Genomic DNA, 11,966 nt, shown 5'->3' with positions numbered 1-11,966 from the left:
GCGAGCCTGGTCCCAAGGGGGACCCTGGTGAGCGTGGTGAGCGTGGCGAGCCTGGTCCCAAGGGGGACCCTGGTGAGCGTGGTGAGCGTGGCGAGCCTGGCCCCAAGGGGGACCCTGGTGAGCCCGGACCCAAGGGGGACCCCGGTGAACGTGGTGAGCCCGGACCCAAGGGCGACCCTGGCGGGCTGGACGCGGAAGCAACCGCACTTGTCCAAAGCCTCGCATCAGGGGCAGCCCAGCGCGATACCGGGTGGCGGCGCGTGCAATCTCCCGCCCTCGCTGCCGGAAGCCTCTTCTACCGCCGCGTCGGAGACTGGTGCATCGTCGCCGCCCGCGGCGGCGCCTGGGACACCATCACCATTCACGACCGCCCCGACATCAAAGATGCCGCATACAGGGAGATGGGGGAAAGAATTCGTCTTGTCACGACCGTCCCGCCCGGGTGGCAGTCCGTGCAGCCTGTACTAGCCCCCGTGGTCGCCGACGATGGAGAATCCCGAGGCATCATCCTGCTTCATTCAAAGAGTGACCTGAGTCGTATCATCTGGCGCCGCGGAAACCTCGACCTTTCCCCACAAAACCGCACCCATCTGCGGTGCGGCATGCTCATCTACCCAGCCTCCGACCCGTTCCCGACCGTGCTACCAGGCACCCCAGCCTAAACACGGAGCGGGCACGACAAAAATATTCACTTCGAAGAAAGGAAGGTAACCAGACATGGCTACCATCGCACAAGAACTCGCTGCCTCCCAGGACGCCGACCTGCTCAAGCGCGCCACCCAGGCCGCCCAGCGCCAGCGCATCCCCAACGCGCAGCACTCCGTGGAGGCAAACATTGGGCTACTCGTCTCCCTGCCCGCAGGGGCAGGCTCCGCCCAGACCATCGCAGACGTACACGCCTACGCCGTCGCTGAGCATGCCAAGGCTGTGGCTGCACTGGATGAGGCGCAGGCCGAGCTGAATGCCAAGCGTGCTGCGCTCGCTTCTCCTGGTGCGGACCCGGCCCGCGTGACGGATGAGTACATCATGTACGCCATCGGTGTTCTCTTCAAGGCGCCGAACTCCTCAGACCCCATCACCGTGGGAGAGTATGCGCGGTGATGTTGCCGGAGATTCCCCGCATCGGGCACCCGGTGCTGGACGGCATCATCCAAGCCGTCGTCTCAGTCGGAGCTGTGCTCTTCTCCCTGCTGATTGTCTGGCTTAAGTGGGGTGCCCCGCAATGGGAGCGTCTGAACGCCAAGGTGCGCTCCATCAAGGAGCAGACCACCAACAGCCATGAGACGAACCTGCGCGATGACCTCGACAGGGTGCTCGCCAAGCAGGAGGAGACAAACACCCAGCTCATTCGTGTGCTGGATAGGCTGGAAGTGCTTGCGAACGATTTTGAGACGGCACGCGCCGAACATGCCGATTTCCGGCGCGATATCGGCGGGCTGCGGGATGAGATGCGGCACGCCAGGAAGCGGCACGATTCGAGCATGGACAGGATCGAATCGCTGGAACGTGCAGGGCGCACCGAGTGCCAGGCCAACAAGAAAGACACATAACCCCCACCCGTTGGGGGTTTCCCTATTTTAAGGAGATACTGTGAAGTACGAGGACATTACCCACTGGGACGCGGGCAGCTTCACCGCCGCCAACCGCACCATTAACGATATCGATACTATCGTGATCCATCACTGGGGTAACGACGGCCAGCGCTTTGAAGACGTCTGTAACTTCTTCGCCGGCGGCCCCGGCACCTCCGCACATTTTGTGGTGGAGGCAGGCCGCTGCGCCCAGCTCGTCGAAATTAAGGACATCGCCTGGCATGCAGGCAATTGGCCGGCAAACCAGCGCAGCATCGGCATCGAGTGCCGCCCGGAGATGTCTGCGGAGGATTTCGAGACCGTCGCCCAGGTCATCGCCGATATCGAAACCTACTACGGCCGCAGCTTCTACATCCATGGTCACAAGGACTTCTTCAACACGGCTTGCCCTGGCCGCTGGTACGACCAGTTGGACCGCCTTATCGACCGCGTGAACGCAATCAAGGAGGGCAAGGTCGAGAGCGGCGTTGAGAATGTCCCCGCGCCGCTGCCTGCCGTGGATGTGGAGCGTATCCGTGCCGAGTTCGCAGAGCTGGATAAGCAGCTGCGGGAGGCTGTGGAGGCTGGTAAGCAGCTTGGGGAGACCCTCGATGTTTAGCTGGCTTACCCCTACCGTGCGCGGCTGGATCTACCGGGTGGCGGTGGTTGCTTTGCCGCTGCTGGTTGCCTATGGTGCGTTGGATGCGAATAAGGTGTCGCTGTGGGTTGCCCTGTTGGGTGCGGTGTTGGTGCCGGGTGTGGCTGCGGCGCATACCCCTGTCCGCGCCCCCAATGATGACGCCCCGCCTGGCGAGTCGTAACATGGCTCCCTGACACGTTAAGAAGCCCGCTCCTTCCTTCCCCCTTGTTGTGGGGTTGGGAGGGGCGGGCTTCTTTTTTGTACCCAAAGTAGTGAGTAAATAGTGACCTATCCACCTATAACACCACCTAACCCTTGAAATTACGGGGGAAGAAAGCGCAATAGTGAACATCTCTTTATTGGTGTCATTTGGGTGGTGTTGGGCAGCTCATTTTCCCTGTTGGAAGCTTATGTAGCAGGGATAGTTAGCTCAGCCTACTGCGCTCCCCCACCGCTACTTTATACTGCCGCTTCATCCCGCCGCCTGAGACTGTCCCTTGGGTGCATCCATAAGCCGTTTTTGACCGCAAAACATCCCGCCCCGCACCCTCCTTGACGAGGGCACCGGGCGGGCTGTGTGTTCAAGATTTCCCTGTTTTATTTGGGGTATATCACGATGCGGCTACTGGGCTTATTACTGGGCTTATTACTGGGCTTCGCGTGCCTGCTGGCGGCGTACACGCTCACGCACCGCATCCTGGGTGGTGTCGTTGATTTCACCAACGAGCTCCTCCAGCACGTCTTCGAGGAAGACCACGCCGAGGGTTACACCCTGTTCGTCCATAACCTGCGCGATATGGGTTCGGCTGCGCTGCATGGAGGCGAGCGCATCGTCAATATCGGTGGTCGGGGTGAGCGTGTCCAGGGAGCGTAGCTTGTACCAGGGGAAGGGCTCCTCGAACCGTTCGGGGGTGATGGCGAGGGCGTCCTTCACATGCAGGTAGCCCATGTAGGTTCCGTCGCTGTCGGTAATGACGAAGCGTGAGTAGCCGCTACGTGCCACGGCGTGTTCCAATTCGGCGGGGGTGCTGCCGAAGGGCAGGGTGACGAGCTTATCGCCGGGTACCATGATTTCGTAGACGTCCTTCTCGGTGAATTCGAGGGCACTTTCAATCACGCCGGCGTCGTCTTCCACAGTGCCTTCCGCGGTTGAGGTTGCCACGATGGTCTGCAGCTCACCCAGGGTGAAGGTGGAGGCGACTTCGTCCTTCGCTTCGACCTTCATAAGCGCTAGCAGCTTATTGGACAGGTTGTTCAGCAGGGCGACCACGGGGGCGAAGATCTTGGAGAAGGTCACCAGGGTCGGCACAATCCAGAGAGCCACACCGCGGACGGCGAGGGTCACGGCGGCGTTCTTGGGAACCATCTCGCCGAAGATCACGTGCAGGTAGGTGACCAGGATCAGGGTGATCCCAAAGGCGAGCACGTCCACGATTGCGTGGGGCAGGCCGACCAGGTGCAGGGGCGCCTCCAGCATGTGGTGCAGCGCCGGTTCTGAGACGTTCAGAATCAGAAGGGAGCAGATGGTGATGCCCAACTGGCAGGTGGCGAGCATGAGCGAGACGTTTTCTAGCGCGTAGATGACGGTCTGTGCTCGCTTATTGCCTTCTTCGGCGAGCGGTTCGATTTGTGCTCGTCGGGTGGACATGATGGCGAATTCACCGGCGACGAAGAAGGCGTTTCCGGCGAGCAGGATGACGAGCAATGCGATGGCTACCCAGTCATTCATGCGTTGCCTCCCTTCTCGGTCTGTTCCTGTGCGCTAGGTGCGGGGGTGAATCGGATGCGGTCCACGCGGCGGCCTTCGAGGGTGTCCACGCGCAGGGTACCGCCGGGTACGGGGACACTGTCGCCTACTTCGGGGATGCGACCGAGCCGTTCCATCATGAAGCCGCCGACGGTTTCGTATTCGGGGCTTTCCTCAATCTCAAGCCCGGGGATGAGAGTGTTGATTTCGTCGGGGCGGCGCAGACCGGAGAACACCCAGTCGCCGTTGCCGTAGCGTAGGGGGCGTTCGGTGCGGCCGCGGTCGTGTTCGTCGGAGACTTCGCCGACGATTTCTTCGACGAGGTCTTCGAGGGTTGCGATGCCGGCGGTTCCGCCGTATTCGTCGAGGACCACGGCGAGCTGCAGGGCACCCTGGCGTAGCTGGGTGAGTAGCGCATCCAGGTGCAGGGTTTCGGGGACCTGTAGCACGTCTTCTGCGAGGGCGCCGGCTTCGAGGGTTTCGCGAACCTCCGGGGGCACACCGACCGCCTTCTTCACGTGTACGACACCCACGATGTTGTCGTGGTCGCCCTTGTAGAGGGGGAATCGGGAGTGACCGGTGGAGCGTGCCAGCTTGATGACTTCGGCAACGGGGGCGGTGTCTTCGAGCATGGCGACCTGGCCGCGCGGGGTCATTACTTCGGAGGCAGTCAGCTCGGAGAAGCGCAGGGTGCGGTCCACGAAGCGTGCCGCGTCGGAGTCGAGGGTGCCTTCTTCTGCGGAGCGGCGCACCATGGAGGAGAGCTCTTCTGGGGTGCGTGCGGCGGAGAGTTCTTCTTTGGCTTCCATGCCGAAGCGTCCAAGGATCCAGTTGGCGGAGCCGTTCATGAGACGCACGAGCGGGGACATGACGCGAGTGAATGCCAGCTGTGCGGGGGCGACTCGGCGTGCCACAGCGTAGGGTTCGGCGATGGCGAGGCCCTTGGGCAGCAGCTCACCGACAACCATGGACAGCAGGGTTGCGATGAGCATTGCCAGCAGCAGGGTGAGCATATCGGTCACGCTGCTGGGCAACCCCAGGCTGTTGATAACACCGGTAGTGAGCGCTTTGATGGCGGAATCGAGAGTGTAGCCGGTCAGCAGCGTGGTGATGGTGATGCCGATCTGGCAGCTGGACAGCTGAGTGGAAAGGGTTTTGAGGCAGCGCAGGACGGCGTCGGCGGCTTTATCGCCGGAGTCCTTTGCCTGCTGCACGGTCGCGGTTTCGAGTGCTACGAGGGAGAACTCTACGGCGACGAAGAAGCCGGTACCCAGGATGAGGAGCAGGCCGATGAGTAGGAGCATCAGATCCACGCGGTCACCGCCTCCGCGGGGTGGTTTGCGCTGTGCTGGTTCTGGAGTAGAGATTCAGCAGGCAATCTGTCCAGATGCTGAGCACCCGAGGAGGGATTATTTTCGGGTGTACTGATGCCATGGGGTGCAGCGTGTGCTGGCAGTATTCTACGTTGGCTAGTAGTCAGAGTCTTACTCAAAGGGTCATCCATACCCAATATTTTAGCGAAGGTTTCGTCTCTTCCAGGCGCCTTAGAGTGCCTGCTCACAAGTGCAAGACTGCACTTGGTGCGCACGCGGCTCATTGCGAATTAGCAAGAGTGAAAAATTGCATTGCGGATATAGCGCGATGAGCTGGAAAGTTCACCGTGCTTCTCTTTACACTTATACGTAGGAGCATGAGTGTGCCGCCATGCAAGCGGATGAACCCCGACGTTCACGGCACGCTAGGCAGGTTGGTACGGTGCATACCCCGCACAGGCAACAGCCACCAAAGGCGATGCGCACATGCTCAGCGTGATGATTCGCCCCTCGAAGACGCGGGTCGTCTATGCCGGGGAGAGTCCCGGACGCGACGGATAAATTCACACTAATTGGAAGAGGCGTTTAACGTGCCAAATCTGCCAGAACATCTGGTTCCTGAGGAATTTGCCGGTAACGAATGGTTCGTTGAAGAACAGTACGAGCGTTACCAGAAGGACAAGAACCTCGTGGACCCTTCATGGTGGCCCATTTTTGAGACCATCGATAAGGCGCTGGGAGGCGCCGGTACCGCTAGTGCAGCTCCTGCTGCGGCACCCGCCGCACCGGCTGCACCTGCCGCACCTGTAGCAACTCCCGCCCCCGCGGCACCGAAGCCTGCGGTTGCGCCTGCTAACCCCACCCCTCCCGTTGCTACTCAGAAGGCTGAAACTGTGGAACCTGCTGAAGACAAGATTGTCCCCCTCCGCGGCCCTGCTAAGGCAGTCGTCACGACCATGGAAGAGTCGCTGACTGTCCCCACCGCAACCACCGTTCGTGCGGTCCCCGCAAAGCTGCTCATTGAGAACCGTGCTGCCATCAACAAGTACCTGGCAAGCACCCGCGGTGGCAAGGTCTCCTTCACCCACCTGATTGGTTACGCAGTAATTCGCGCAGTGGCGGCGATGCCTTCGATGAACGTGACCTACGGCGTGGATGAGAAGGGCAAGCCCGTTGCGATCCACAACGCGCACGTGAACTTTGGTCTGGCTATTGACCTGCCCCGCCCCGATGGTTCCCGTAACCTGGTCGTTCCGAACCTCAAGGGTGCTGAGAAGCTGAGATTCCGTGAGTTCTGGGATGCGTACAACGACATCGTTAAGCGCGGCCGTAACGGTGCGCTGACTGTTGAGGACTTCCGCGGCACCACTGTTTCGCTGACCAACCCCGGTGGTATCGGTACCGTCCACTCGGTGCCCCGTCTCTCCAAGGGCCAGGCAGCCATCATCGGTGTGGGTGCGCTGGAGTACCCGGCTGAGTTCCGCGGTCTGTCCGAGAAGCTCATCACCCAGCAGGGTCTGTCCAAGATCATCACCCTGACCAGCACCTACGACCACCGCGTCATTCAGGGTGCAGGTTCTGGTGAGTTCCTGAAGCTGGTTGAGCACTACCTGCTCGGCGGCGACGACTTCTACGACGCAATCTTCCGCGACCTGAAGGTTCCTTTCGAGCCGGTTCGTTGGGCACGCGACAACCACGTCGATGACGCTCAGGAAATTTCCAAGGTTGCACGTATCCAGCAGCTGATTCACGCTTACCGCGTGCACGGCCACCTGACCGCAGCAACCAACCCCGTTGGTTACAAGATGCGTTCGCACCCGGACCTGAAGCTGGAGAACTACGGCCTGACCCTGTGGGATCTGGACCGCGTCTACCCGACCGGTGGCTTCGGCGGTTCCGAGCGTCTGCCGCTGCGCACCATCCTGGAGCGCCTGCACGAGGCATACTCCGGTTCCCTGTCCGTTGAGTACATGTACTCTGAGGATTCCGAGGTTCGCGCATGGTTCCAGGAGCGCCTGGAACGCGGTGTTGCTAAGCCCACCCGCGAGGAGCAGCTGCGTGTTCTCTCCAAGCTGGTTGAGGCTGAGGCATTCGAGAACTTCCTGCAGACCAAGTACCTGGGTCAGAAGCGCTTCTCCCTGGAGGGCGGCGAGTCCCTGATTCCGCTGCTGGACGCTGTTCTGGACAAGGCCGCTAACAACGATCTGAAGGGCGTTGCCATTGGTATGGCACACCGCGGTCGTCTGAACGTGCTGACCAACATTGCTGGTAAGTCCTACGCTCAGATTTTCCGTGAGTTCTCCGGCACCGCAGCACCCTACGAGGGTGGCTCCGGTGACGTGAAGTACCACCTCGGTACCGAGGGTGTCTTCACCTCCGAATCCGGTAAGCAGACCCAGGTTTACGTGGCTGCTAACCCCTCGCACCTTGAGGCTGCAAACACCGTGCTCGAGGGTATCGTCCGCGCTAAGCAGGACGTCTACCGCGAGCAGGGCGTTGAGGGCCACCCGGTCCTGCCGATTCTGATTCACGGTGACGCAGCGTTCGCTGGCCAGGGTATCGTCATGGAGACCCTGCAGATGGCTGGCCTGCGTGCGTACACCACCGGCGGCACCGTACACGTTGTGGTGAACAACCAGATTGGCTTCACCACCCTGCCGAACGACGGCCGCACCGCAACCCACGCCTCCGACATTGCGCGTATGACCAAGGCTCCGGTCTTCCACGTCAACGCTGATGACCCGGACGCAGTGGTTCGCGCCGCACGCCTGGCATTCGAGTACCGTGAGCGCTTCGGTAGCGACATTGTCATTGACCTGATTTGCTACCGCCGCCGCGGGCACAACGAGGCTGATGATCCGTCGATGACCCAGCCGAAGATGTACCAGGATATTGACGTCCTGCCCTCGACCCGCACCCTGTACGCACAGGACCTGGTCGGTCGTGGCGATGTCTCTCAGGAAGAGGCAGACGAAGTTCTGGACTCCTACCACTCGAAGCTGGACGCTATCTTCGTCGAGACTCAGTCTTCGGCACCGGCTCCTGCTGGCGCGCATGTTTCCGGTCTGGAACTGCCCGCATCCCAGCAGAACACCGAGGTCGTTCACGCCGGTAAGACTGCAATCTCCCGTGAGACTCTGCAGCACATCGCTGATGCGTTCGGTAAGGCTCCCGAGGGCTTCACCGTCCACAAGAAGCTGAAGAAGCTCATGGAGCAGCGCGTTGAGATGGGCCGTACCGGCAACGTGAACTGGGGTATGGGCGAACTGCTCGCCTTCGGTTCGCTGCTGATGGAGGGCACCGACGTTCGTATGAGCGGTCAGGACGTTCAGCGCGGTACCTTCGTTCAGCGTCACGCTGTTCTGCACGACCACATCACTGATGAAGAGTGGTCACCGCTGGAGCACCTCTCTGAGGACCAGGGCAAGTTCCGTATCTACAACTCCTTCCTCTCTGAGTACGGTGTTCTCGGCTTCGAGTACGGCTACTCGGTGGAGCGCCCTGACTCGCTCGTGGTGTGGGAGGCTCAGTTCGGTGACTTCGCGAACGGTGCTCAGACCATCATTGATGAGTTTGTGTCTTCCTCCGAGCAGAAGTGGGGCCAGCGCTCCTCGCTGGTTATGCTGCTTCCTCACGGCTACGAGGGTCAGGGTCCTGACCACTCCTCGGCTCGTGTTGAGCGTTACCTGCAGCTGTGCGCTGAGAACAACATGACTGTTGCTTGCCCCTCGACCCCGGCTTCGCACTTCCACCTGCTGCGTCGCCACTCTCAGCACCGTCCGTACAAGCCGCTCGTGGTGATCAGCCCCAAGCAGCTGCTGCGTCTGAAGGCTGCTGCGTCCTCCATCGAGGACTTCACCGAGGGTTCGTTCCAGCCGGTGATTGGTGACCGTTCGGGTATCAGCCCGGCTCAGGTTGAGCGTGTGGTCTTCGTATCCGGCCGTCTCTACTACGATCTGGAAGCTGAGCGCGAGCGTCGCGGCGACACCAAGACCGCTATTGTCTCGGTGGAGCAGCTGTACCCGCTGCCCGAGCAGGAAATCAAGGAGCAGCTGGCTCTGTACTCGAACGCTACCGACATTGTGTGGGCTCAGGACGAGCCTGCTAACCAGGGTCAGTGGCCGTTCATGGCTCTCAACCTGCAGCCGCTGATCGACCGCCGTATGCGTCTTGCTTCCCGCTCCGCAGCTGCTTCCCCGGCTGCCGGTACCGGTAAGCTGCACGCAGCTGAGGCTGAGGCTCTGCTCAAGCAGGTCTTCGAAGGCTAAACCGCTAAGGTTTTAGCTCTTCAAAACCCGTCTTCCCGTCAGATGTTTCTAACGGGAAGACGGGTTTTTTAGTCTCGGATGTTTACCGGAGAGGGTATTAAGTTCGAAAAGAGGGTCAAGAGCGCTTATCCTAGATATGAAGACTATTACTCACGTGCCTTGCCGCCTCTCACGGCGGGCGCATCCTGCTGAAGAAAGAATTCCGTGGAGCAACGCAATATTCGAATTGTGGCAGTCGGCGATGACCTGCTCGCCGGTGTTGGCGACCCCCGTACCCTCGGCTGGTTTGGCCGCGTTATGGCGCGCACCCCGCAGACCACCGTATCCATTGCGGCATATAACCTTGCCGCCCCCAATGAAGGTAGCGAGCAGCTGAATGCACGCTGGTTCGAGGAGGCGCGCCGCCGCTTCGTTCCCGGTGCTGATAACCGCCTCATTATTGCTCCGTCGACCTTTGACATTGATTTAGGTCTGACCAGCGCTCGTTCCCGTTTGAACCTGGCGAACATTGTGGACATGGCGTCGCAGAACAACATTAAGGTTCTGGTTGTTGGTCCGCCGCCGACCCTGGACGCTGAGCGTAACCGCCGTATCGCTGACCTGTCGGCGGCGTACGCGGATGTGGTGACCCGCCGTAACCACGTGTATGTGGATACGTTCAACCCGCTGCTTCACCACGAGCAGTGGCGCAACGACCTTGCCGCGAATGACGGCCGCCCGGGCCAGTCCGGTTACGGTCTGATGGCGTGGCTGGTTCTGCACCGCGGCTGGTACAACTGGCTGAACATTCCTGAGCACGGCTAAGAGCCCGCTCCCCCGGCTGGGGTTGTGAGCTGTTGCAAAGAAAGTTCGTGTTTTTTAGCTCATATCCCGGTTCCAAGATGCAATCATGCCGTTTCTATGAAAAAATAGACGGCGTTGCCCTTATAGCGTGGAGCACCGGTTTTCGGTGACCGCCTCTGCTAGGGCAGGTAATAGGGAGCGCGCACCGCGAAGGTGGGGCGTGCATCCATGAACACTATAAGGAGGCTCTGATGAGCAAGCGCGGTCGTAAGCGCAAGGACCGTCGTAAGGGCGGCGCAAACCACGGTAAGCGCCCCAACGCATAAGGTATCTTGCATACACTTTAAAACCCCGGCGTTTCGGATATTATTCGGACCCGGGGTTTTGCTTTACCCGCAGATGTTTGTGCGCATTCTGCGGAATAAAGAGAAGAATTCTACGTTATGGAAGCGAACGCCTAGCGCGTTCCTGTAGAGGAGAAACATGGCTGAAACCAACACCGCAGCGGATACCCACGAGCTGCGCGAACGCTTTACCGCGGACGCTATGCAGTATGTGGATCAGCTCTACGCTGCCGCGCTGCGGATGAGCCGCAACTCTGCCGATGCTGAAGACCTGGTGCAGGAAACCTACATGAAGGCTTTTGCCGCGTACCACCAGTTCACCGAGGGTACAAACCTGAAGGCGTGGCTGTACCGCATCCTGACGAATACCTACATCAATTTGTACCGTAAGCGTCAGCGTGAGCCGCAGCAGTCTCAGGGTGAGACGGTGGAGGATTGGCAGCTGGCTCAGGCCGGTAAGCATGATGCGGTGGGTCTGCGTTCTGCCGAGGCGGAGGCACTGAGGGCCCTGCCGAATACGGAGGTTCGTGAGGCTCTGAACGAGCTGTCTGAGGACTTCCGCATGGTGGTGTACTACTCCGATGTGGAGGGTTTCGCGTACAAGGATATTGCGGAGATTCTGGATATCCCTCTGGGCACGGTGATGTCTCGCCTACACCGTGGCCGCCGTATTCTGCGTGAGAAGCTGCTCGATTATGCGCGTGAGAACGGTCTGCGCCCGTCGACCATCGCAAGGGTAGAAGCGAAGGCTGGGGCGAAAACTGCCCCGAAGGCGAGCGCTAAGGCGCAGCCAGCAAAGGCTACCAAGGGCACTAAGAACGCTAAGGCAGCCAAGGGCGTAAAGTCCCCGCCGGCGGGCTCTGGCTCTGAGGCGCCCGCAGAATCTTAGATTCGCTCTTCTACACGTGAGCTAGCTCCCATGAGGTTGGGACTAGACTCCCCTAACGCTTTATACCTTCCGTGTGAAAGGAACCCCTATGTCAAGCACAGACAAGAATTCTTCTGTCCCCGAAGCCTCCGCGACTTCTGAGCCGCTGGAGGATTGCGGCGGCCAGCCCTGCTCTGCGGCCCTCAAGCGCCTCTACGAATTCCTCGATAGGGAGCTGAGCCCCGAGCAGCTGCGCAGGGTTCAGGCGCATCTGGATGCCTGCCCCGAGTGCGCGGATGTGAAGGACTTTGAACTGATGATTCGTGAGAAAATGCGTTCTTCGTGCGCTCAGCAGGCGCCCAAGCAGCTGAAGGCGCGTCTGCTGCAGGATGTGCAGAAGTTCTGCGCCGAGGCTAACCTCTAAGCTGCCCC

The 11,966-nt window shown here is 60.3% G+C and carries 11 protein-coding genes; 9 read left to right on the top strand and 2 right to left on the bottom strand.

Annotated elements, in window-relative coordinates; all coding sequences use genetic code 11:
• Nucleotides 1-717: 717 nt before the first annotated feature.
• The 4 genes from NML54_RS01350 to NML54_RS01335 are packed head-to-tail and all read left to right on the top strand — an operon-like array spanning nucleotide 718 to nucleotide 2,392.
• Nucleotides 718-1,101 carry a hypothetical protein gene (locus NML54_RS01350; RefSeq protein ID WP_254755523.1) on the top strand — a complete coding sequence of 128 codons (384 nt, stop codon included), beginning with the start codon at nucleotides 718-720 and terminating at the stop codon, nucleotides 1,099-1,101.
• The gene (locus NML54_RS01345) at nucleotides 1,101-1,550 is read left to right on the top strand and encodes a DUF2746 domain-containing protein (RefSeq protein ID WP_254755522.1); all 450 of its coding nucleotides are present in this window, start codon (nucleotides 1,101-1,103) and stop codon (nucleotides 1,548-1,550) included. Before NML54_RS01350 ends, NML54_RS01345 begins: the two co-directional genes overlap by 1 nt.
• Before the next feature lie 40 nt (nucleotides 1,551-1,590).
• Nucleotides 1,591-2,190 (top strand): peptidoglycan recognition protein family protein, encoded by a 600-nt coding sequence (locus NML54_RS01340; RefSeq protein WP_254755520.1) that lies wholly within the window; start codon nucleotides 1,591-1,593, stop codon nucleotides 2,188-2,190.
• Nucleotides 2,183-2,392 (top strand): phage holin, encoded by a 210-nt coding sequence (locus NML54_RS01335; protein ID WP_254755519.1) that lies wholly within the window; start codon nucleotides 2,183-2,185, stop codon nucleotides 2,390-2,392. Before NML54_RS01340 ends, NML54_RS01335 begins: the two co-directional genes overlap by 8 nt.
• A 465-nt stretch (nucleotides 2,393-2,857) precedes the next feature.
• Here NML54_RS01335 and NML54_RS01330 read toward each other — a convergent pair whose 3' ends face one another.
• Nucleotides 2,858-3,940, bottom strand: coding sequence for a hemolysin family protein (locus NML54_RS01330; RefSeq protein WP_254755517.1), 1,083 nt, complete (start codon nucleotides 3,938-3,940; stop codon nucleotides 2,858-2,860).
• A complete protein-coding gene (locus NML54_RS01325; protein ID WP_254755515.1) occupies nucleotides 3,937-5,271 on the bottom strand; it encodes a hemolysin family protein in 1,335 nt (444 codons plus the stop codon). The genes NML54_RS01330 and NML54_RS01325 overlap by 4 nt, the downstream gene beginning before the upstream one ends.
• A 590-nt stretch (nucleotides 5,272-5,861) precedes the next feature.
• Here NML54_RS01325 and NML54_RS01320 point away from each other — a divergent pair.
• The 5 genes from NML54_RS01320 to rsrA all read left to right on the top strand — a co-directional run bounded on the left by NML54_RS01320 (nucleotide 5,862) and on the right by rsrA (nucleotide 11,958).
• Nucleotides 5,862-9,539 (top strand): multifunctional oxoglutarate decarboxylase/oxoglutarate dehydrogenase thiamine pyrophosphate-binding subunit/dihydrolipoyllysine-residue succinyltransferase subunit, encoded by a 3,678-nt coding sequence (locus NML54_RS01320; RefSeq protein WP_254755514.1) that lies wholly within the window; start codon nucleotides 5,862-5,864, stop codon nucleotides 9,537-9,539.
• A gap of 204 nt (nucleotides 9,540-9,743) precedes the next feature.
• Nucleotides 9,744-10,343 carry a GDSL-type esterase/lipase family protein gene (locus NML54_RS01315; protein ID WP_254755513.1) on the top strand — a complete coding sequence of 200 codons (600 nt, stop codon included), beginning with the start codon at nucleotides 9,744-9,746 and terminating at the stop codon, nucleotides 10,341-10,343.
• A 230-nt stretch (nucleotides 10,344-10,573) separates the two neighbouring features.
• Nucleotides 10,574-10,648, top strand: a complete 75-nt coding sequence (locus tag NML54_RS08935) for a 50S ribosomal protein bL37 (protein ID WP_095343185.1) — start codon at nucleotides 10,574-10,576, stop codon at nucleotides 10,646-10,648.
• A gap of 157 nt (nucleotides 10,649-10,805) precedes the next feature.
• Nucleotides 10,806-11,555, top strand: a complete 750-nt coding sequence (locus NML54_RS01310; RefSeq protein WP_254755512.1) for a sigma-70 family RNA polymerase sigma factor — start codon at nucleotides 10,806-10,808, stop codon at nucleotides 11,553-11,555.
• Nucleotides 11,556-11,643: 88 nt separating this feature from the next.
• Nucleotides 11,644-11,958, top strand: a complete 315-nt coding sequence (gene rsrA / locus NML54_RS01305; protein WP_254755510.1) for a mycothiol system anti-sigma-R factor — start codon at nucleotides 11,644-11,646, stop codon at nucleotides 11,956-11,958.
• Nucleotides 11,959-11,966: the final 8 nt, after the last annotated feature.

Source organism: Rothia gullae (genome assembly GCF_024294905.1).
GTDB lineage: Bacteria > Actinomycetota > Actinomycetes > Actinomycetales > Micrococcaceae > Rothia.
Note: the sequence above shows the minus strand (reverse complement) of the source record. Positions and strands in the feature narration are given on the sequence as shown.

Coding starts and splice junctions, on each gene's coding strand:
- NML54_RS01350 (WP_254755523.1), top strand. CDS start 718: ATGGCTACCATCGCACAAGAACTCGCTGCCTCCCAGGACGCCGACCTG.
- NML54_RS01345 (WP_254755522.1), top strand. CDS start 1,101: ATGTTGCCGGAGATTCCCCGCATCGGGCACCCGGTGCTGGACGGCATC.
- NML54_RS01335 (WP_254755519.1), top strand. CDS start 2,183: ATGTTTAGCTGGCTTACCCCTACCGTGCGCGGCTGGATCTACCGGGTG.
- NML54_RS01330 (WP_254755517.1), bottom strand. CDS start 3,940: ATGAATGACTGGGTAGCCATCGCATTGCTCGTCATCCTGCTCGCCGGA.
- NML54_RS01310 (WP_254755512.1), top strand. CDS start 10,806: ATGGCTGAAACCAACACCGCAGCGGATACCCACGAGCTGCGCGAACGC.
- rsrA (WP_254755510.1), top strand. CDS start 11,644: ATGTCAAGCACAGACAAGAATTCTTCTGTCCCCGAAGCCTCCGCGACT.